Source organism: Pseudoalteromonas sp. AS71, assembly GCF_038900275.1.
GTDB lineage: Bacteria > Pseudomonadota > Gammaproteobacteria > Enterobacterales > Alteromonadaceae > Pseudoalteromonas.
In genome coordinates, this window is the sequence record NZ_JBBMQZ010000028.1 from 26,027 (window position 1) to 47,115 (window position 21,089).

General features: G+C 39.5%; 18 protein-coding genes. 3 read left to right on the top strand and 15 right to left on the bottom strand.

Annotated features, from left to right (window positions below):
- Positions 1–101 precede the first annotated feature (101 nt).
- The 10 genes from uspE to ccoN all read right to left on the bottom strand — a co-directional run bounded on the left by uspE (position 102) and on the right by ccoN (position 9,104).
- On the bottom strand, positions 102–1,028 hold the full coding sequence (uspE, locus tag WNY98_RS17975; RefSeq protein ID WP_024599146.1) for a universal stress protein UspE: 927 nt from the start codon (positions 1,026–1,028) through the stop codon (positions 102–104).
- Positions 1,029–1,122: 94 nt separating this feature from the next.
- Positions 1,123–1,869: an FNR family transcription factor gene (locus tag WNY98_RS17980; RefSeq protein ID WP_024596435.1), complete on the bottom strand. Its 747-nt coding sequence runs from the start codon at positions 1,867–1,869 to the stop codon at positions 1,123–1,125.
- A gap of 41 nt (positions 1,870–1,910) precedes the next feature.
- Positions 1,911–2,582, bottom strand: coding sequence for a sulfite exporter TauE/SafE family protein (locus tag WNY98_RS17985; protein ID WP_294118223.1), 672 nt, complete (start codon positions 2,580–2,582; stop codon positions 1,911–1,913).
- Positions 2,575–2,742, bottom strand: a complete 168-nt coding sequence (ccoS, locus tag WNY98_RS17990) for a cbb3-type cytochrome oxidase assembly protein CcoS (RefSeq protein ID WP_342878578.1) — start codon at positions 2,740–2,742, stop codon at positions 2,575–2,577. The genes WNY98_RS17985 and ccoS overlap by 8 nt, the downstream gene beginning before the upstream one ends.
- Positions 2,739–5,114 (bottom strand): heavy metal translocating P-type ATPase, encoded by a 2,376-nt coding sequence (locus WNY98_RS17995; protein ID WP_342878579.1) that lies wholly within the window; start codon positions 5,112–5,114, stop codon positions 2,739–2,741. The genes ccoS and WNY98_RS17995 overlap by 4 nt, the downstream gene beginning before the upstream one ends.
- Positions 5,115–5,121: 7 nt before the next feature.
- Positions 5,122–5,613, bottom strand: a complete 492-nt coding sequence (locus tag WNY98_RS18000) for a FixH family protein (protein WP_076923819.1) — start codon at positions 5,611–5,613, stop codon at positions 5,122–5,124.
- A 148-nt stretch (positions 5,614–5,761) separates the two neighbouring features.
- Complete coding sequence (ccoP, locus tag WNY98_RS18005) at positions 5,762–6,796, bottom strand: cytochrome-c oxidase, cbb3-type subunit III (protein WP_076923820.1); 1,035 nt, start codon at positions 6,794–6,796, stop codon at positions 5,762–5,764.
- Positions 6,793–6,978, bottom strand: a complete 186-nt coding sequence (locus WNY98_RS18010) for a cbb3-type cytochrome c oxidase subunit 3 (RefSeq protein WP_010554061.1) — start codon at positions 6,976–6,978, stop codon at positions 6,793–6,795. Before WNY98_RS18010 ends, ccoP begins: the two co-directional genes overlap by 4 nt.
- Positions 6,979–6,983: 5 nt before the next feature.
- On the bottom strand, positions 6,984–7,658 hold the full coding sequence (ccoO, locus tag WNY98_RS18015) for a cytochrome-c oxidase, cbb3-type subunit II (RefSeq protein ID WP_024599141.1): 675 nt from the start codon (positions 7,656–7,658) through the stop codon (positions 6,984–6,986).
- Between the two features lie 12 nt (positions 7,659–7,670).
- On the bottom strand, positions 7,671–9,104 hold the full coding sequence (gene ccoN / locus WNY98_RS18020; protein ID WP_007585649.1) for a cytochrome-c oxidase, cbb3-type subunit I: 1,434 nt from the start codon (positions 9,102–9,104) through the stop codon (positions 7,671–7,673).
- A 339-nt stretch (positions 9,105–9,443) separates the two neighbouring features.
- Here ccoN and WNY98_RS18025 point away from each other — a divergent pair, with 339 nt between their 5' ends.
- The 3 genes from WNY98_RS18025 to WNY98_RS18035 all read left to right on the top strand — a co-directional run bounded on the left by WNY98_RS18025 (position 9,444) and on the right by WNY98_RS18035 (position 14,397).
- Complete coding sequence (locus WNY98_RS18025) at positions 9,444–9,869, top strand: hypothetical protein (RefSeq protein WP_342876427.1); 426 nt, start codon at positions 9,444–9,446, stop codon at positions 9,867–9,869.
- Between the two features lie 620 nt (positions 9,870–10,489).
- A complete protein-coding gene (locus tag WNY98_RS18030) occupies positions 10,490–12,940 on the top strand; it encodes a TonB-dependent receptor (protein ID WP_337120529.1) in 2,451 nt (816 codons plus the stop codon).
- A 104-nt stretch (positions 12,941–13,044) separates the two neighbouring features.
- Entirely contained in the window at positions 13,045–14,397 is a 1,353-nt protein-coding gene (locus WNY98_RS18035; protein ID WP_024599138.1) for a hypothetical protein, read from the top strand.
- A 49-nt stretch (positions 14,398–14,446) separates the two neighbouring features.
- Here WNY98_RS18035 and WNY98_RS18040 read toward each other — a convergent pair whose 3' ends face one another.
- Genes WNY98_RS18040 through WNY98_RS18060 form a run of 5 tightly spaced genes read right to left on the bottom strand, consistent with a single transcriptional unit; the run spans position 14,447 to position 21,035 of the window.
- A complete protein-coding gene (locus tag WNY98_RS18040; RefSeq protein WP_007585664.1) occupies positions 14,447–14,701 on the bottom strand; it encodes a hypothetical protein in 255 nt (84 codons plus the stop codon).
- A gap of 19 nt (positions 14,702–14,720) precedes the next feature.
- The gene (locus WNY98_RS18045; protein ID WP_342876425.1) at positions 14,721–15,557 is read right to left on the bottom strand and encodes a peptidoglycan binding protein CsiV; all 837 of its coding nucleotides are present in this window, start codon (positions 15,555–15,557) and stop codon (positions 14,721–14,723) included.
- Complete coding sequence (mfd, locus tag WNY98_RS18050) at positions 15,557–19,030, bottom strand: transcription-repair coupling factor (RefSeq protein WP_024599135.1); 3,474 nt, start codon at positions 19,028–19,030, stop codon at positions 15,557–15,559. Before mfd ends, WNY98_RS18045 begins: the two co-directional genes overlap by 1 nt.
- A 59-nt stretch (positions 19,031–19,089) precedes the next feature.
- Positions 19,090–19,983: a carbon-nitrogen hydrolase gene (locus tag WNY98_RS18055; RefSeq protein ID WP_342878580.1), complete on the bottom strand. Its 894-nt coding sequence runs from the start codon at positions 19,981–19,983 to the stop codon at positions 19,090–19,092.
- A complete protein-coding gene (locus WNY98_RS18060; protein ID WP_342878581.1) occupies positions 19,980–21,035 on the bottom strand; it encodes an agmatine deiminase family protein in 1,056 nt (351 codons plus the stop codon). The genes WNY98_RS18055 and WNY98_RS18060 overlap by 4 nt, the downstream gene beginning before the upstream one ends.
- Positions 21,036–21,089: the final 54 nt, after the last annotated feature.

Below are 21,089 nucleotides of genomic sequence, written 5' to 3' on the forward strand. Positions count from 1 at the left end.
CCTGAATATGCGAGTTTAGGATGTAATTAAAAGCAATTTAAACACGGTATTTTTAGCAAGTAGTATATGAGCTGTTACTTGCTAAAAATCTTTTGGTTAATCTAGTTCTTTGCAAGTGGGCTCACGTAACCATCGGGTTTGAGTGCCAGTACATCACAGTCTAGGCTATCAATTACATGCTCTGCTGTATTACCTACAAGAGCAGCACTTAAGCCGGTACGCCCAACGGTACCAATAACAACTAATTCGCTATTTAACCGCTTCGCTACATCAGGGATTACATCCTCTGGCAGGCCTTCTTCAATAAAACATTGCTCTGGGTTTAAATTAAACTCTGCAGCAAGTGCATTGGTTGATTCATGATGATGCTTTTTAACTGATTCGTTATAAAGCCCCGGGTTAAACTCAGGAATTTCGATTGCGATATTAATGGGTGTTGCAGGATAAGCATTAACTAAATTAAGTTTTGCGTTGGCAAGTTCACATAAAAATTGTGCGTCTTTAATAACGCGTTTATTAAGTGCTACATGCTCTTCATTTTCGCTAACAGCATTTACAGCAGCTAAAATATTACCGTTAGCAGGCCATGCCATTTCTTTTACAAATAAAACCGGAGCGGGGCATTTGCGTACTAAGTGCCAATCGGTCGGGGTAAAAATAACGGATTTAAGTGCACCATGTTGATGTGTGCCTTTAATTACTAAATCGTACTTTTCATCAATTACAGTATCGATTATGGCTTCGTAAGGGCGATTATGCCAAACCACTTGGGTTTCAATATTTATATCTTTGTAAGGAGAGACTAAATCGTTTAGCCATAGCTCACGATCTTTTAGTACAGCGTCACGCATTGCTTCGCGTTCATCGCCAGATAGCATGGTTGTCATTTCGTAAGAGAAGTCGTAAACCGTCATAAAAGCGGTAATACTTGCGCCAGACTTTTTAGCTAAATCTATTGAACGTGCTAAGCCGTGTTGATCGTCTTTGGTAGGGTCAATAACCGCAATAATGCGTTTAATAGTGTTCATATGCTACTCCATTTACATAACGGGTGTACATTTAGTGTAACGTAAATATAAAACAGTTAAAGGGGTAGCATATAAATTGTTGTTCTAAATCAAACTATTTAATTTGACGAGGTTTTACTATTGCTGCTGTTTTAGCCAAGGCATCATTATCTAAAATTGTAATAAATTTACCTTCTACTTTAATTAAGTCTGCTTTTTGAAAACGACTTAATAAACGACTAATAGTTTCTACAGTTAGGCCTAGGTAGTTGCCTATTTCACCGCGAGTCATCGTAAATCTAAATTCCTTACGCGAAAAACCACGCTCACCAAAGCGCTCAGATAAGTTATAAATAAAACTAGCTAGGCGTTCTTCTGCTGATTTTTTATTGAGTAGTAACAGCATTTCTTGATCGTAAGTAATTTCGCTACTCATTAAACGCATTATTTGTTGGCGAAGTTTAGGTAATTTCCCTGATAGTTCGTCAAGAGTATCGAATGGGATTTCGCAAACCATTGACGTTTCAAGTGCTTGTGAGAAACTTGGATGAGTCATTTTATTTATCGCATCAAAACCAACTAGATCGCCAGCTAAATGAAAGCCAGTAATTTGCTCATCACCTCGCTCTGATAATGTGTACGATTTAAATGAGCCTGAACGTACCGCATAAATAGCCTGTAAAGGTGCGCCTGATTCAAATAAGTAGTCGCCTTTATGGAGAGGTTTTTTTCGCTCAATAATTTCGTCTAGCTTGTCCATTTCTTGGCCATTAAGTGAAAATGGCAAACACAATTGACTAATACTGCAGTTATTACAGCTAATAGCACAATTACCTTTAGTACGGCTTTGAGAGAAATCCATAATTTAATCCGTTTAAATTTTTATTCACGACATTGTGTAGATTAATGTACCAACTTGTCGGTTGCAATAATCAATAAGTAGATACCATACCAAATTATAACACTGCCTAATACAATTCGGGTCCATGGATGGTTAATAATAGTATTTAGTTTTTGCGCTGCAACGCCTAACGTGATCATCGCGGGAAAAGTACCCAGAGCAAAGCAAAGCATAACTAAAGCACCATCTAAAGCACTAGGACTAGTCATCGCCCATGTAAGCGCTGAATATACTAAACCACAAGGCAGCCAGCCCCACAAAGCACCGTAACCTAGGGCTTTAAAAGGAGAGTTGATAGGCATTAAATATTTATTTAGTTTAACAATGTGTTGCCACACCAAGGTTTTACCAATTTTCTCTAACCACTGCAAAGTAGGGCCCAAGCGCATTATATACACGCCAACGAGGAGCATAAAAATAGCAGCAATGAATGAAAGGGCTAAAGAAAAGGACGTATTTTGCCTTGCAAATTGACTACTAATTCCTGCAACAAGTGCGCCTGCTGCCATGTAGCTCAGGGCACGTCCAACATTATAGGCAAATGAATAGGTAAATGTTTTGCGTTTGTCACTAGCCAGTTGTAATGAGCTTGCAATACCGCCACACATAGCAATGCAATGACCGCTACCGATTAGGCCCATTAAAAATGCGCTGGTATAAAGAGGGTCAATCATTACTTTTGTTATGTTGCTCTTTGTCGTCTTCAAACAAAATACTATGACCTTGCTTGTTTAAATCCGAAAACTGCTCACTTTTTACGGCCCAAAAAAATACGCCAATAGCAATCATGACAAATAAAATGGCAATAGGGATCAAAATGTAAATTATGCTCATAACTTTAATAGCCTTAGTGAATTACTAATCACAATAATTGAGCTGGCAGACATGCCAATAACAGCCATCCATGGAGCTACTAAGCCCAGCGCTGCCAGTGGTAATATGGAAGCATTATACAATAAAGACAGCGCAAGATTTTGTTTAATAATACGTCTGGTTTGTTTGGCAACATTAAGTAAATGACCAATGGAGGCTAAATCGCTATTAAGAAGCACTACATCAGCACTATTTTTTGATATGTCAGCACCGGTTTCCATAGCAATTGATAAATGCGCGCTGGCAAATACTGGGCTGTCGTTTATGCCATCACCGACCATAGCAACCACTTCGTTTTGTGAAGACCATTGCTCAACTGCGGTTTGTTTATCCTGTGGGGAACATCCTGATTGTACGCTTTCAAGTTTAAGCTGTTTAGCTACTTTTTGCCCTGCATCTGACGCGTCACCGGTTAACATATGACACGTTAAGCTTTGCGATTGAAGAGACTCTATAAGCTTTTTCGCATCGTTTTTTACTTTATCAACAAAGTAAAAACGTGCAACAACTTGTTTATTTATATATAAGCTTGCTTGTGCATTCGATTTTTTGCTATCAAACCAGCCACTTTTACCAATTGCGTAATGATGAGTTGCATCTTGTGCGCTAATTCCTAGCCCTGGATGTACTTCAACGTTATCAAGAGTATTATGAACGGGCGTGATTTCATCAAATGCGCTGGCAATAGGATGCTCAGAATAACGCTCTAGCATGGCTGCCATATCTAGCACTTGCGTTTTTGTATATTGTTCATCGATTATATCTACTTCATCAAGGCTAAATTTACCTTGCGTAAGTGTGCCTGTTTTATCAAATGCAAATAAAGTGATTTGTGAGAGTGTTTCGAGCACATGTGCTTGTTTTATTAATACGCCTTTTCGAGTAAGTGTTGCCACTGCACATGTAAGCGCGGTGGGTATCGCTAAACTCAGCGCACACGGGCAGGTAGCAACTAAAACCGAAATGGTGATCCAAAATGCGTGCTCAGGATCAATTTGGTACCAGCCGAACGCTGTAAGTGAAGCAAATACAAGCAAACAAGCTATGAACCACTGCGCAACTTTATCAGTAATTTCAACTAGTTTAGGGCGCTTGGTTAATGCGTTATGTTGCAGGCGTATTATTTGATTCAAAAGTGTATTTTGGCCAATTTTATTAATTTTTATTTCAATAACGCCGTCGTGGTTAACGCACCCGGCATAAACATTGTGACCAATAAATTTAGTTACAGGTTGATGCTCCCCCGTCATCATTGACTCATCAACGGTGGTTTTACCTTTAATTAGTTCGCCATCGGCAGGAATCGTTTCACCCGCTTTAATAAGTACTACGTCATTAAGTTTTAGTTTTTTGGCTGCAATTATAAGCTCTTCGCCACTTTCGTTAATGGTGCGGGCTGTTAATGGCAATAGTTTTTGTAAGTTGGCAGTAAACTCACTCGCTTTTAAACGCGCTCTAAATTCAAGATATTTACCTAACAACAGTAAAAAGGTAAACATGCACACAGATTCAAAATACACTTCGCCGACTTGCATAAATGTGGCGTAACAACTTGCACCAAATGCGCCAAAAATGGCCAGTGATACAGGTAAATCCATATTGAGCTGTTTTGCTTTTAAGCCATTTATAGCGTTGGTTAAAAAGGGCAGAGCACTATATAAAATAACTGGTGAGGCCAGTACTAAGCTGATCCATCTAAAATACTGCTCAAAATTACTGTCCATGCCTGAAAACATGCCAAAGTACATGGCAAATGCAAACATCATTACTTGCATGGTCATTAAACCGGCAACACCTAAACGGCGAATATAGGCTTTTGCTGTTTGTTGCTTTTGTTGGGATTCAGTATCGGCTTGAAACGGGTAGGCTTTATAACCAATCTTAGCAAGCGCAGTAATTATTTCGCTTAATGGGGTGCTGGTTTTATCCCATTGGATCATAGCGCGGTTAGTGGATGTGTTTACATCAACACGTTTTACTGAGGTTAAATTTAATAGTTGTTTTTCGATAAGCCACGCACAAGCGGCGCAGGTTATACCTTCGACACTCAGTAATACTTCTGAGATATTATCGTTAGTGGCTATAAATTCGTCTTGAATGTCTTCGTTGTCATAACTTTTTATAAATGCGAGTTGCTCGGGTACCAATTGTTCCACTTTACCTGCACGTACGGTCCGATATTTGTAGTAATCGGTCATACCTTGGTCAACGATGTTTTGTGCAACAGCTTGGCAGCCAATGCAACACATTGGCTGGGCTTTATCGTCAATTATAACGCTTGCACTAAATCCGTTTGGCACATTTTCAAGGCAATGAAAACAAGAGTTAGACATAGTTATACTACTTATAATTAGGAGTAACTAAAACAGTTTGTACAGTTGGTAACGTTATATTTTCTTTCATTTTCCAACTGCCATCTATAGGCTCAATAAATACTGAGTAGGCACCTGGTGTGTACATATCAAGTAGTGCTGTAAACTCTTGATTGGCATTAGGGGTTAGAGTAGCGGTAAAGTCATGTGCTTTAATTGTGCGGTGGTAAAAAGAGAGTTTTAATACATGCACATTGCTGCTGTCGCCTTTTGTAAATTTAAAGCTTACGCGCTCATTGGTTACATTTAATCCGCCATGCAGATAAAGCGCTTTTGCTTTTTCAAACTTAGTAAGTTCTAAGTTGATTGCTTTACCTTTTTTGTAGTAGTCGTCAACAACCATATCTGGACCGTTACCTATTGCCGTAATAAATAGGCTAATACAGCCAATAATGGCCACTAACGGAAAAAAGATTAAAAACCAAGGCCAAAAATTCTTATACCACGGAGTAGGTTGCATAGTTGCTCTAAATTAGTTTAGGGAGGTTTATTTTATAGGATTTATACGTAAAAGACTAAAAAAAAGCCTCACAGTGGAGGCTTTTTTGATCTGGATTAATCTATTGAATTAAATAAATTAATTTATAAACATTTTATTAACCGCATGCTTATTTATCTTGCGATAAACTGTAAACATAGGCTGTTAATAAGTGAATTTTTTCTTCACCTAAAATGTCTTTCCATGCAGGCATTACACCAGCACGACCATGGTTAAGTGTTTCTTCAACTGCACGTTGAGAACCACCATATAACCAAATGTTATCTGTCAGGTTAGGCGCGCCAAATGGTAGGTTATGTGCAACCGACCCTTTACCGTCAGCACCGTGACATGCGGCACACATTGCAAACTTAGCTGCACCTGCTGCTGCATCTTTTTGGTTAACAGTACGGCCAGAAAGGCTTAGCACATGTGCTGTCATTTCTTTAACGCCTTGCTCACCAAGAGCATCGCCCCAAGCTGGCATTGCAGCTATACGACCATTAAGGAGTGTTTCTCTAATTTTGTCTGGTGTTCCGCCATATAACCAATCTTTATCAGTTAGGTTAGGAAAGCCGGTACCACCACGCGCATCAGAGCCATGACATTGCGCACAGTTTTGTGAGAACAAACGCTGACCAATTTCGATGGCTAATTGACCATCTGTTTGCTCGTGTTTGTCGCCATTTTCTAGAGCAACTTGCTGCGCTGCATCACCTTCAAACTTAGAATTAACTAAATCTAAAACCGGTACCTGTGCCAACTTATTAAAAATAGGACCGAAGCGTTCTTCTGCAGCTTCATACTCTTTATCAAGTTTAACAAAGCGACCTTCTGCTTTGGCCTCTGCAACTGCTTTTTTAGATTCAGCTAAAGACGTAATACCTTGGTTAGAACTCGTCCATTTACCTAAACCTTCCCAGTTACCTAAACCTGGGTAAGCTGCAAGATAATATACTGACCAAATAAAAGTTGCGAAAAACATGTAAGTCCACCATTTTGGTAGTGGATTATTTAGCTCTTCAATGCCGTCAAATTCATGTCCACAGCTTTCACCTTCTTTTACGCCAGCATAGTTTTTTAAGTTCCAAACTAATAGGCCAAAGATGATGCATAAGCATGCAAGGGTTAAAACAATAACCCAAATACTCCAAAAGCTAGTCATTTTTCAGACTCCTTTTCCTCGTTAGAGAGTGTGTTGTCATGTTTTTTTTCATCTTCGAAAATGGCATTAGCTGCGCTATCAAAACGGGTTTTGCTTCGCTTACTATATGCCCATGCAACAATCACAATAAACAATACTAAAATTACCAGAGTCAAAATGCCTCTGTATGTTCCGTAATCCATAATTTTTACTTCAAGTGGGTGCCAAGTTGCTGTAAATACGCGATTAGAGCTTGTATTTCTGTTGCGCCTTTGCCGTCATTCATAGCATTAACTTTATCAACATCAGCTTGAAGCTCTTCGTCGCTGCCATAACCTAAACCCGGATGTTTTGGGTTTTCTGGGTTAATAGCAAAAGTATCACGGAAAATTTGTAGTTTTTTCAGAGTAAGGCTGGTATCAACCGTATTCTCTGCTAACCAAGGAAAGCCTGGCATGTTTGACTCAGGAACCACAGCGCGTGGGTCAACTAAGTGAGCATAGTGCCAGTCGTCCGAGTAGCGCTTACCAACACGAGCCAAATCAGGACCAGTACGTTTAGAACCCCATAAGAACGGGTGATCCCAAACAGATTCACCGGCTACAGAGTAATGACCATAACGCTCAACTTCATCACGAAAAGGACGAATCATTTGTGAGTGACAGTTAGAACAACCTTCACGCACGTAAAGATCACGGCCTTCCATTTCTAAAGCATTAAGAGGGCGTAGGCCTTCTACTGGTTTAGTTGTATCGTCTTGGAACATTAACGGAGTGATCTCAACTAGTGCGCCAAAGCTAATAGCAAAAACAGTCAGAATAGCCATAAGGCCAACGTTCTTTTCTACTATTTCATGTTTGTTTTGCGAATTTTTCTTGCTCATCATCTCACTCCGTTATGCTAATTGTGCTTGCGCGTCTAGTTTCAGAGATTCTTTCTCAGCTGAAATAGTGCGGTAAACGTTATAAGCCATAACTAACATACCTGTTACGATGAATACACCGCCTACAAAGCGCATTATATAGAAAGGATGCGACGCTTCTAAAGACTGCACAAAGCTGTACATTAATGTACCGTCGGCATTTACTGCACGCCACATTAGACCTTGCATTACACCAGAGATCCACATTGCAACAATATATAAAACAACACCTACAGTGTGTAACCAGAAGTGGGTGTTAACCAATTTAACGCTATACATACGACCTTGCGCGAATAACGCAGGAATTAAGTGGTAGATAGCACCAATTGAAATCATAGCAACCCAACCTAGTGCACCTGAGTGTACGTGGCCGATTGTCCAATCTGTATAGTGAGATAACGCATTTACAGATTTAATTGCCATCATAGGACCTTCAAACGTAGACATACCGTAGAAAGACAATGAAACAACTAAGAAACGAAGTACTGGATCGGTACGTAGTTTATGCCACGCGCCAGATAGCGTCATAATACCGTTGATCATACCACCCCAAGACGGTACGAATAGGATAATAGACATGACCATACCTAAACTTTGCGTCCAATCAGGAAGCGCTGTGTAGTGAAGGTGATGAGGACCAGCCCAGATATATAATGAAATTAGAGCCCAAAAGTGAACTACCGATAAACGGTATGAGTAAACTGGGCGACCTGCTTGTTTTGGTACAAAGTAATACATCATACCCAAGAAACCAGCAGTAAGTAGGAAACCTACAGCGTTATGACCGTACCACCACTGAACCATAGCATCTACCGCACCCGCATAGATTGAATATGATTTAGTTAACGACACAGGCACTGCCATACTATTTACAATATGAAGTACTGCAACAGTGATAATAAAGCCAGCGTAGAACCAGTTAGCAACATAAATATGCGACACTTTACGCTTAATTAAAGTACCAAAGAATACAATAGCGTAAACAATCCAAACCACAGCGATTAAAATATCGATTGGCCATTCAAGTTCTGCGTATTCTTTTGAGCTAGTAATACCAAGTGGTAATGTAATTACTGCTAATACAATAACTAGCTGCCAGCCCCAAAATGAAAAGGCGGCGAGTTTGTCTGAGAAAAGACGCGTTTGACAAGTACGTTGTACGACGTAATAAGACGTCGCAAACAGTGCACTAGTACCAAATGCGAAAATTACTGCGTTCGTGTGTAACGGACGTAGTCGAGAGTAAGTTAACCATGGTGTATCAAAGTTAAGTGCTGGCCAAGCTAATTGGGCAGCAATCAGAACCCCAATACTCATGCCAACGATGCCCCAAATCACTGTCATAATAGCGAATTGGCGTACAACCTTATAGTTATACTCAGTTTGTGATGCTACTGTTTGGCTCATTTTCTGGCTTCCGCTGCAATAAATGCGTTTAGAAATGAATTACCCACCTTTAAAAGTGGGGCCTACTATTTTCTCAAGCGTGTTATCTAAAACTTTCAATACATGAAAGCTTCAGAAAAAAAACTTGAGAAACCCTTATTTTTTGCGGGTGAAATGATAAATTTTTTGGCCTAAAAAAGATAGGTCAATTACATAAAATTATGACATCAATCAATGTTTGTGAGCTTGTTGTTTATTTTTTGATACAGTTTGTGCCTAATTTGGCTTAATAGTAACACTCACACTTGTTATTTGCAGTCGCGATTATTAGTATTTGCTTTTCTTTAGTGCGAAATTGTTATGCTTATATATAGGTTAAGTTTATTCACCGCGGTATTTTTTTTATTAACAGCGTGTGATTTTTCCAAAAATACAGATGAAAAATTTCTAAAAAATGCCACATGCACAGCCAATTTGCCTTGTACTTTTTCAAATGATGTTAAAGTATGGTTAAGCGAGAAAACTCTTTCTCCCGAAACCCCATTTACTATTTTTAGTGATTTACCAACAAATATTACAATTGAAGATGCCAAGCTCAAAGGCATTACTATGTATATGGGTTACATTCCTCAGCAATTTAAAAAACATAATGGCCTGTGGCAGAGCAATACCATGGTTGGCATTTGTTCTGAGCAAAATATGCTCTGGAATTTAGAGCTAACAGTCAAAGATAATACAACCTCTTTAATACAAACACTAAATTACTCTTTTTATGTAACGTATTGAAGTTGCGACTGGAAGCTTCTGCATACAACGTACATTTTTGGTGTGAATTTGCTTTCTCATACATACGATTATTTGAGTGACTAGATCAATTAAATTATTTTTTTAGATTTTGAGACTTATAAACTTCAATGATAAATAAGTGCTCTCAAAAAGTTCAACTTTAATTGCGACTGAATAAAAAATCTAATCAAAAAACTTTCCAAAGTGGCTAAATAAGACTATTTAAGCACCAAGTATGCATAAATATGGTTATTAATTAACATTTAGTTTTGCGGTTTTAATAATGTGCTGTGATTAAGTTGTTAATTTGTCAGTTTTTGGTACATAGCTCAATCAATTACATTTGATTACAAAGTGAATCACTTTGGTTTCAGGTGTGTTTCTAATGTTTCTGTATTTTCTCATACTTTTGTTTTTAAAGTATATTTATTAATTAACACTGAAACATAATGTAACCTATGTACCTAAAATGGTTTATCCACATTGTTGCTTGATATAAATTGAGCTGTCGTTAAGTTTTCGTTCAGTTAAAAGCGCCTAAGTTGCCCACCTGACTCACTATTCTAATAAAAAGTGAGCATTACCAATAAAGGTAAATTTCCAACAAGTAGGGTTCTTTCATGAAAAAATCAACTCTTGGCTTAGCTGTAATTGCAGCAATACCAATGTTCTCAAGTGTGCAAGTTTTAGCAGCTGACGAAGCAGCTACATCAATTGAAAAAATTCAGGTGACGGGCTCTCGTATTAACCGTACTGATATGGAAACAGCAAGCCCAATCACAGTTATCGGTGATGACTTCATTGCAAAAAGTGGTTTCACATCTGTTGCTGACATACTTTCTACTCAGCCATCAGCTGCTGGTATTAGCTTAGGCGCTTCAAGTAATAATGGCTCAGGTGGTTCTGCGACAGTTAATTTACGTGGTATGGGTTCGCAACGCACACTGGTATTATTAAATGGTCGTCGTATGGTTTCTTCAGGTACCGGCGCAGATTCTTCTGTTGATTTAAATACCATTCCTGTAGCAATGATCAAATCTATCGAAATCTTAAAAGACGGCGCGTCTGCAGTATATGGCTCTGATGCTATTGCTGGTGTTGTTAACATCATAACAAAGAAAGATTTTGAAGGTTCAGAGCTAAACGTTGAAGGAAGCCGCACTACAAAAGGTGATGGCAATAACTACGGTGTTAGTTTATTACACGGAATGAATATTGCCGATGGCAACTTAGTTGTTGGTGCTCAATACTCAAACCGTGGTGAAGTAATTCAGTCGGATCGTCGTTTTGTAGAGCCTGGCGAGTCTTCATTTATCCCTGAAGGAACACTGGGCGGCAGAACTTACCAGGGTAATGGTGTTTTTGCAGATAGAACTACTTCATACGACTTCACAACATCAAGCTATGCTCAAACACCTAATGAGCTATACAGCTTATTTACTAGTTTTGACAAAGAGCTAGACTCAGACACTACATTTAATGTTGATTTGATGTATACACGTCGTGAATCTAATCAACAACTTGCACCACAACCAGCAAGTATTGATTTAAGTACTTCTAGCTTGGATTCAACTTACACAGATAGCTTCCGTGACGCAGATACAGGCGATCTTACTGACTCTTTAGAGTACAGAAGAAGAATGGTTGATGCTGGTCCTCGTATTTATGAGCAAGAAACTGACACTTACCGTGTATCTGTTGCATTACAAGGTTTATTAGATAACGATGCAAGCTGGGATGTAAGTGCAACTTACGGTCGTAATGACTCAAAAGATAAAGTTCAAAACTCAATTAATGCAAGTCGAGTTGAAGAAAGCATTTATGCAAACCAAGCTCTTTGGTTCAGCGGTGATTCTTTAGATCGTAGCTTATTAACATCTAACGATTCAATTTATACTGAGTCAAACGAAGGTGGTAACGAGCAATTTATTCTTTCAGCTGGTTACAGCGCAGTAACAGAAAGTGATATTGGTTACGCAATCGGTGTAGAAAACCGCTTTGAAAGTGGTTACTACACACCAGATCTAATTACTCAGCTTGGTGAGAGCACAGCTGCACAACAAGATCCAACTGAAGGTGATTTCTCAGTACAGTCTATCTACTTTGAAACATCTATGCCGGTATTAGAGACTGTTACCCTTGAAGGTGCTGCTCGCTACGATAACTACTCTACCTTTGGTGGCGAAACAACGTGGAAACTTGGTGCAACGTGGAATGTAACTGAAGAGTTTATGGTTCGTTCTGTATTAGCTACTGGCTTTAGAGCACCAAACGTATCAGAACTGTTTGGTGGTAACTCAGGTTCGTACGATTACCTAGCTGATCCATGGGGCAACGAACAAGATGCTCAAATACTTGTAAACTACACAAGTGATAACGATCTTAAAGCCGAAGAAAGTCGCTCTTTCACTTTTGGTATGGTTTGGGAAGTAGCTGACGGTTTATCAACAACTCTAGATTACTGGAAGTTTGATATTACTAATGCGATTACTCGCTTAGATGTTCAAAACGAAATGAATAGTTGTTTTGCAGGTGACTCAGAATCATGTTCATCAGTAAACATTACACAATCTGGTGACTTATCTAACCTAAGTTCAGCACTTACTAACGTAGGTTCTCAAGAAACGTCAGGTGTTGATTGGAATATTAGCTACTCTGCAGATAACTACCGTATAAACCTTGATACAACTTATTTAATTAAGTTTGAAGAAGATGACATTAATTACACAGGTACTATTGATGGCAACATCGGTGGTTACTCTAAAATAAAGTCTAACCTTTCAGTTAATTACGATCTAACTGATTCATTAAATATCCTTTATAACGCAAGATTCCTTCGTGGAATGGATGGTGACTACTACGGTGAAAACTTTAGTACTGACAACGTTATTTACCACGATATTTCAATGAGCTACAACTTGAATGATGCATTACGATTTACTGGTGGCATGAACAACATTTTCGATAAAGAGCCTGAGAAAGTATTAGGTGGTAACGATATGGGTACTGTTCCAGAAGTTTATGATGTAATTGGTTCACGTGTTTTTGCAAGTGTAAACTACAAGTTTTAACTAGCACATTAATCGTATTAAGGCTCAGTATTTACTGAGCCTTTTTTATTGAACAAAACAAAGGAGACAAGTACACTAAAACGATATTTTAGAAGGAGAACTGATTGTTAAAACAAGATGAAAACTTATCTTTTGTCATTGAACCAGAGCTTACTCCTCGTTCTGAACAGCGCATAGATCTGTATTTTTCTATCCCTAATGAAATGGGGATTAATCCGCAAACGCTCACCGAAGAATCTTACTTTAATAACCACTTTAAATCACATTTAGCCTACAACGCTAACAACATACACTTGCCTTTAGTACGAAGCCGCTTTGTTAGTAAAAACAAAGGTGAGCAGCAAGATTATCGTCAAAACCTTAATTTATTTTGTTACCAAGTACGTTTAGCCCTTGATGCCGACATTAAAGATGCGTTAAAAATTGATGAAGCAGAAGACTTTTATAAACGCGCTAACGAAGTATATGAACAAAGTGAAGGACTTCTAAAAAAGCTGCGTCGCTATACGCCAGATGATGAAAAACTACTGCCATTTTTTACCAATGCTGATAACTATTTAAGTTGGCATGTTGAGCAATCATTTTTAAAGCTTTTAGATGAAGGCCCACGTAGTAGCGATTATGCAAAAGAGCGTAACGATTTAATGCAGTTTTGTAAAAACGAAAATGCGTACCGGGCTGACAAAAACTATAATTCTGAAACCACAATGCAAGACGCTAATCGAATAACAAATAAAATGCGCTTGCTACAACGCTTAATTGAGCATGGCGTTATATTACAGCGCCAAACACGGTTTCTTAACAGCTATCTTAAACGATTAGTTAAAGGCACTGTAACGGCAGTTATCATGGCATTCGTGATGGTTGTTATACTTAATGCCCGCTCAACGTTTACTGAAGTCACCGCGACCCTTATTTTAATTTTAGGGGTTATTTACGGGCTACGTGAAATATTTAAAGAAGATATTACGCGTATGATTTGGCGAGCTATTGTACAAGGGCGACCTAAGTGGAGATTTAGTTTTAAAAATAGTATTACTAAAGACAAAATAGCGAGTCAGCTAATTTGGCTTGAATACACACGCTTTAAAAAAATCCCTAAAGAAGTAAAATCTATATTTTCAAAACGTCGTCAACAAAATAAACAAGCTGCGCAGTGGTTACACTTTGCAAGTGAGACACGGGTAAGCGCTAAAGAATTTTTACCTGGGTACGATACACTGCAGCAAACGCTACAATTTAGTCTTGCGCCATTTGCGCGTTATTTAAAACGTGGTGAAGGGAAGTTATATCATTTAGACAGTAATAAAATATCTAAACAGGCAGTTGAACGGCGCTACCAACTTAACATGGTGCTTGTGCTAACCGAGGAAGATAGAACACTTTATCAACGCTATAAAATAACGTTAAATCGAAGTAAAATCGTTAATATTGAACTTATCTACTCCAAAAAATGAATTTTAGTAATTAAAAAAGGGACTGATAAAATCAGTCCCTTTTTTTAATTTATTTATTAGCTAAACCATGCTTACTATATAAAGTTACTTTGTTTGATACTAGCGTGATCTCGATATTTTTTGCTTCGTCGCCCCACACACAATTAGTATGCAGTGTTTTTTCAACACAGTTATCCGCAGAGCCCAAAATGGTTTCAACTTCAGTCTTATCCATACCTACTTTGATTTTTTCGTAACTCTCAAGACTTACCTTAGAACAAGCCGCAAGGCTTAATGTAGCTGCGATGATAAGGAGTTTTTTCATTGTTATATCCTACTTAGTATTAATGTTTGAATTTTCTGATTTGGACAATCATGCCCATTCGTGGGTGGTCAAAGTAATGTACTTCACCACTTATTACACGTCTAAACTGAGAAAAGCGGGCTGACTCTATATCGCCATTTTCTAGCTTTTGGCTAATATCAAAATTAGCTGTAATGTATAAATAATGTCGTAAGTGTATTTTAAATAAACCGTCTAGTTCCCATTCTGCCTTTGATTGCTCCGGGTCGTTAAATAGTTCAGGTTGTGAATTTAATAAACTTACAAAATCAGGGTTTGAATAGCTAGGGGTTACGTTAGAGTCACTTTTAAGGTGTTTACCTGCGATTAAATGCATGCTTGGTGCACGCGACTTACTTGCGCCTTCAAAGCGCCAGCCTGTATGTAGAATAGGTGTTAATCCTTTGCGATCTAGCTGTCGGTACTGCGCTTTAAATTGCAGCTGTTCTGGCGCTAATAAATAAGTTTGCTGCATATCATCTTTAGCGGGCGCTAGAGGTGTAACAGGTAGCTCATCATAGCTTTGTAGGTAGTTTGTACTGTCACCACATACACCCGATTGCGGGTTTGAATTAACTAATGAATCTGTAAAAGAGCGTTTTTGAAAACGCTCATCACCATCTATACAGGCTTGCATTGCTTGCTCTGTATAAAGAGGGGTCATTAAATCTAGAGAGTTTTTATCCTCAATAGCTTTGTGCTTAAGTGTAAAATCTTCTTGCAAATACGGAGCTGGGCGCTGTTTAAATACAAGCACCTCAACCTCAAACCAGCGTTCTGCAAATGCAGTGCTGCTAAACAAGCAGCATAAAATAACCAGCGATTTTTTTAGCAACATTAATGGCTAACCTTTTTTTCGAAATCTGCAATCATTGCAGTGACCATTTTTAAGCGTTCGCGAGCGTTAGCTTCACTAATTGCAAAGCGCAATTTATTTGCGCCATCCATTTTGTACACCTTAGGCGCACTTTGTATCAAACCAATGATGAAGCTAGGGTTAACCTTGGTATCTTGGCTAAATTCAAAATAACCACCTTTTGGGTTTGCCTCAATTTTTGTTATACCCAAATTACTGGCCTGCATTTTAAGCTGCTGCAAGCTGAACAAGTTTTTGGCTGCATCTGGCAGTAAACCAAAACGGTCTATAAGTTCTACCTGTAATTCGTCCATGTCGTCAAGGTTAGCACAACTTGCAACGCGCTTGTACATGCCTAAACGTGCATTTACATCGTGTATGTAGTCATCAGGTAATAGGGCAGCTAGTTTTAAATCTACTTCGGTTTGTTTTTGAAGTAGGTTTTCAAGCGTTGGCTCTTTACCTTCACGTAGTGCATTTACGGCCTGCTCGAGCATTTCCATATACAAACTAAAGCCTATAGTTTGCATTTGACCTGATTGATCGTCGCCAAGTAACTCACCGGCGCCACGAATTTCTAAATCGTGTGTAGCGAGGGCAAAACCCGCGCCTAAATCTTCCAATGATTCGATTGCTTGTAAGCGTTTACTCGCATCTTTAGAAAGTGCTTTGGGGTCACCTGTGAGTAAATAGGCATACGCTTGGTGATGGCTTCGGCCAACTCGTCCACGTAATTGGTGTAATTGCGCAAGGCCAAGTTTATCAGCTCTATCCATAATAATGGTGTTGGCTGTAGGTACATCGATACCGGTCTCGATAATCGTAGTACATACAAGCACGTTGTATTTTTGATGATAAAAGTCAGTCATTATTTGCTCAAGCTCTTGCTCGCGCATTTGGCCATGGGCTGAGGTTACGCTTGCTTCTGGCACCCATTCACTAATTTCTTGTGCAACACGCTCAATAGTTTCTACATTGTTATGCAAAAAGTACACTTGGCCACCGCGTTTAATTTCTCGCAGTACGGCTTCGCGTATTAGTTCTACATCGCGTTGCCGTACAAAGGTTTTAACCGCTAAACGTTTAGCCGGTGGCGTTGCAATAATTGATAAATCGCGCATTCCGCTCATGGCCATGTTAAGTGTACGCGGTATTGGCGTTGCAGTTAGTGTGAGTATGTCTACATCAGCGCGCAGTGCTTTAATTTTCTCTTTTTGGCGAACACCAAAGCGATGTTCTTCATCGACAATGAGTAAGCCTAAATCGTTAAACTTAATATCTTGCTGAATAAGTTTATGTGTACCAATAACTATATCGAGCTTACCGTTTGCCATTTTTTCAAGCGTATCTTTTTGCTCTTTAGTGGAGTTAAAGCGCGAAAGTACACCTACTTCAATAGGAAAATCAGCAAAACGGTCTTTAAAGTTTTCATAGTGCTGCTGAGCCAGCAAGGTGGTAGGCACTAAAATTGCCACTTGTTTATCATCGTTAACCGCTACAAAAGCAGCGCGCATGGCCACTTCTGTTTTACCAAAGCCTACGTCACCACATACTAAGCGGTCCATGGCTTGCTTTGATTGCATATCACCTAATACCGCTTCTATGGCGTTGCGCTGATCGTCAGTTTCTTCAAACGGGAAGCTATCGCTAAATTGGCGATATGCAGGGGCGTCTAGCGTAAACTTATTACCGGGTTTTGCTTGGCGCTGTGCATAAATGTCGAGTAATTCTGCTGCTACATCGCGAACTTTTTCAGCCGCACGTTTTTTTGCTTTTTCCCATGCATCTGAGCCAAGCTTATGCAGCGGGGCGCTAGCTTCTTCACCACCAGAGTAACGACTCAGCATATGCAATGCAGACACTGGCACGTATAGTTTAGCTTCACTTGCGTAAGTAATCGTAACAAACTCAGTAATTACACCTGCAGCATCAATTGTTTGCAAACCTTGGTAACGCCCAACACCGTGATCGAGATGCACAACAGGTTGGCCCTCTTTAAGCTCGGCTAAGTTACGTATTAGTGCATCTTGGCTGGCTTCGTACTTGTGCTTACGGCGTCTGCGCTGAGATACTTTTATACCTAGCAGTTCTTGCTCGGTAATAATAGATAGGCTTGGTTTAGTGCCAAGTACGACACTTTGTTCAAGCGGGCTTACTATTAAACCTACATCACTCGCGCTTTTTGTAAATTGTTCGAGTGTTTCAAATTCTTTAAATTTTAAACCGCTTGGTTTTAAAATACTCAGTAATGATTCGCGACGACCATCGGATTCAACACTGAGTAATATGCGGCCTTTTTTCTTTTTTTGCTCTGCTACATAATTTATAAACGCGCCATAAGGTTCATGCTGCTTATGATCAATTCGAATAGCAGGCAGCTCGCTAACGCTTAAGTTTTTATTGCCCGCTTTAGTACCAAGCTTTGCAAGCGATAAACGAATACGTGCAAAATTGCCTAAATTAGAAAACAGCTCTTCAATAGGCTGATAAAGCGCATTGGGTTCTAGTAATGGGCGAAGTGGGTCAACTCTGCGGTTCTCATAGCGTACATTTACATCGTGCCAAAAGTTATCTGCCGCGTGCTCTAAATCGCCCAGTTGCATAACGGTAGTTGTTTCTGGCAGGTAGTCAAAAATAGTCGCGAGCTTTTCAAAAAACAACGGCATGTAGTATTCAATACCGGCAGGCCAGTTACCTTTGCTTACTTGCATGTATACAGAGTCTTGCTGCGAGCTTGCACCAAATTTTTCACGGTAGCTTATTCTAAAACGTTCAATATCAGCGTCGTTAGTAGGAAATTCATGTGCTGGAAGTAGCTCAATTTTATCTACTTTTTCATCAGAACGCTGCGTTTCTACATCAAATAAGCGAATAGTATCGAGTTCGTCATCAAAAAAGTCGAGTCTAAATGGATGCGGGCTACCCATTGGGTATAAGTCGACGATAGAGCCGCGTATAGCGTATTCGCCATGTTCCATTACTTGTTGAACATTTAGATAACCGGCTTGCTCTAAATTGTCACGAAAGTTATGTGTGTCTAGCTTGTCGCCCACTTTAAAGTTTATTGTCGAACCGTAAATAAACGAGGCCGGGGCTGTTCGCAACATTAAGGTAGATACAGGTACAATTAACACACTTTGTTGTTCTTTTTTTAAGGTGTTTAAAGTGGCTAACCGGGCTGAAATAATATCTTGATGGGGAGAAAAGTGATCGTATGGCAGAGTTTCCCAATCAGGAAATACCATTACTGGGTTATCGGGTAATAAATATTCTAGCTCTGTTTCAAGGCGCAGTGCACTTGGTGTATCAGGCGTAACAATCAAAACTAAGTTATCTTGCTGTTTAACGCCTTCAGCAATGGCAATACTTAAACCACTTCCGCTTAGCTGGCCCCATTGAATTTTATCTTTATGAGATTTTACCCAAGGCAAGGCTGCCCATTGCTCAAACGCCATTTATTACTCCATTTATAGTTGGCTCTTAGCAAGTAAGAGCCATCTTGAGTTAAGTTTATTTAGTCTCGGTATATTTTTGTTAGGTCTTTATAGTGATCAATTCGTCGGTCACGCAAGAACGGCCAAATACGTCTTACGTTTTCTGAGCGTTTTTGATCAATTTCAACCACTAAAATTTGCTCATCAGTATTATTAGCCTCTGCTAATAATTCACCTTGTGGGCCTGCAATGAACGAATTCCCCCAAAACGCAATACCATCGCTTTGCGCACTTGGGTCACTTTCATGGCCGACACGGTTACAGCTAATTACCGGTACACCATTGGCAACAGCATGGGCACGCTGGCTAATAACCCACGCGTCTTTTTGACGAGTTTGCTCAGCAATGTCGTCGTTAGGATCCCAACCGATAGCGGTAGGGTAAATTAACACCTCAGCGCCTGCCATTGCCATTAAACGTGCAGCTTCAGGAAACCATTGATCCCAACATACTAGCACGCCTAATTTACCCACCGAGGTTTGAATAGGCTCAAACCCGATATCACCTGGGGTAAAGTAAAATTTTTCGTAAAAACCAGGATCATCAGGAATATGCATTTTGCGGTATTTACCCGCAATACTGCCATCTTGTTCTAATACAACTGCGGTGTTGTGATAAAGGCCCGTAGCGCGTTTTTCAAATAAAGAAGCGACAATTACAATACTTAGCTCTTTAGCAAGCTCACCTAATGCATTACTGCTAGGGCCTGGAATGGTTTCGGCTAAATCAAATACGTCAACATCTTCGGTTTGACAAAAATAGAGGCTTCGGTGTAGCTCTTGAAGTACGACCAGTTTTGCACCTTTTTGAGCGGCTTCACGAATGGCACTTATTGATTTTGCCATATTGTCTTGAGCGTTATCGGTATTGCTTTGTTGCACTAATGCAACGGTTAATTTTGCAGGGCTTGTCATAGTGCTGCTCCAGCTAAAAATCCACGAGGTAATTGCATTGTAATACAGTGCAGGCTGCCAAATTGTTCAATTATTGGTTGGCAATTAACGCCAATAATAGTGTGTTGTGGGTATGCTTTTTGAACTTGTGCTAGAGCACGTTCATCATTGGCATCATTATACGTTGGCACAAGCACAGCATTATTAATAATTAAGTAGTTAGCGTAGGTAGCCGGTAGGCGTGTTTGCTCATCGTCATAAGCGGCTTTTGGCCACGGTAACTCAATTAAGGTATATGAGGTGTTATCGGTAGTTTTAAAGGTTTTTAGTTGTTTTTCCATTGCATCAAGTGCGCTAAAGTGCTCATCAGTTTTATCGTCACACTGCACATATACAAGGGTATTATTTGGCGCAAAACGCACTAAAGTATCAATGTGGCTGTCGGTGTCATCACCCGCTAAATATCCATGATCAACCCATAAAAAATGTGTTGCGCCTAAGTGCTCTTTTAAAAGTACTTCTATATCAGCAGGGTTTAAATCTGGGTTACGGTTTTTGTTAAGCAAACATTCGCTGGTTGTTAGCAACACACCATGCTCGTTTATTTCAATACCGCCACCTTCAAGTACCATATCGAGCGCTTGGTATTGGTTGTTTGTGCTACTTAGCTCTTTTACCAAAGTACGATTAATTTGATTATCTAATGCGCTTTCAAATTTATTGCCCCAACCATTAAAAGTAAAATCATATACTTTTAGTTGTTCTGGTGAATCAATAGCGGCGCAAGTAAGCGGACCATGATCGCGAGCCCAGGTATCGTTGGTAGGTGTTACTACAAAATAAACACGATTAAGGGAGACGTTAGCGCTATTTAGCAATGCTGTAATATGCATTTTTAGGGCACTGTTGTGCGCCACAATAACAAGCTGCTGTTGCGTTGTTATATGCTTAGCAAGCTCAATATATACAGGCTCTACACGTGCTAAATTATCAGCCCAATCGGTGTCATTGTGAGGCCATGTAAGCATAACAGCGTCTTGCTCGGCCCATTCTGGTAAAAGTCTAAAGTTCATGAATTTTATATACTAATTAAGATGACGCTAGTTTAGCATTTTACATAAAGATGT

Excerpts from the sequence above, each read along its gene's own strand:
- uspE (WP_024599146.1), bottom strand. The coding sequence starts at position 1,028 with ATGAACACTATTAAACGCATTATTGCGGTTATTGACCCTACCAAAGAC.
- WNY98_RS17980 (WP_024596435.1), bottom strand. The coding sequence starts at position 1,869 with ATGGATTTCTCTCAAAGCCGTACTAAAGGTAATTGTGCTATTAGCTGT.
- WNY98_RS17985 (WP_294118223.1), bottom strand. The coding sequence starts at position 2,582 with ATGATTGACCCTCTTTATACCAGCGCATTTTTAATGGGCCTAATCGGT.
- ccoS (WP_342878578.1), bottom strand. The coding sequence starts at position 2,742 with ATGAGCATAATTTACATTTTGATCCCTATTGCCATTTTATTTGTCATG.
- WNY98_RS17995 (WP_342878579.1), bottom strand. The coding sequence starts at position 5,114 with ATGTCTAACTCTTGTTTTCATTGCCTTGAAAATGTGCCAAACGGATTT.
- WNY98_RS18000 (WP_076923819.1), bottom strand. The coding sequence starts at position 5,613 with ATGCAACCTACTCCGTGGTATAAGAATTTTTGGCCTTGGTTTTTAATC.
- ccoP (WP_076923820.1), bottom strand. The coding sequence starts at position 6,796 with ATGACTAGCTTTTGGAGTATTTGGGTTATTGTTTTAACCCTTGCATGC.
- WNY98_RS18010 (WP_010554061.1), bottom strand. The coding sequence starts at position 6,978 with ATGGATTACGGAACATACAGAGGCATTTTGACTCTGGTAATTTTAGTA.
- ccoO (WP_024599141.1), bottom strand. The coding sequence starts at position 7,658 with ATGAGCAAGAAAAATTCGCAAAACAAACATGAAATAGTAGAAAAGAAC.
- ccoN (WP_007585649.1), bottom strand. The coding sequence starts at position 9,104 with ATGAGCCAAACAGTAGCATCACAAACTGAGTATAACTATAAGGTTGTA.
- WNY98_RS18025 (WP_342876427.1), top strand. The coding sequence starts at position 9,444 with ATGCTTATATATAGGTTAAGTTTATTCACCGCGGTATTTTTTTTATTA.
- WNY98_RS18030 (WP_337120529.1), top strand. The coding sequence starts at position 10,490 with ATGAAAAAATCAACTCTTGGCTTAGCTGTAATTGCAGCAATACCAATG.
- WNY98_RS18040 (WP_007585664.1), bottom strand. The coding sequence starts at position 14,701 with ATGAAAAAACTCCTTATCATCGCAGCTACATTAAGCCTTGCGGCTTGT.
- WNY98_RS18045 (WP_342876425.1), bottom strand. The coding sequence starts at position 15,557 with ATGTTGCTAAAAAAATCGCTGGTTATTTTATGCTGCTTGTTTAGCAGC.
- mfd (WP_024599135.1), bottom strand. The coding sequence starts at position 19,030 with ATGGCGTTTGAGCAATGGGCAGCCTTGCCTTGGGTAAAATCTCATAAA.
- WNY98_RS18055 (WP_342878580.1), bottom strand. The coding sequence starts at position 19,983 with ATGACAAGCCCTGCAAAATTAACCGTTGCATTAGTGCAACAAAGCAAT.
- WNY98_RS18060 (WP_342878581.1), bottom strand. The coding sequence starts at position 21,035 with ATGAACTTTAGACTTTTACCAGAATGGGCCGAGCAAGACGCTGTTATG.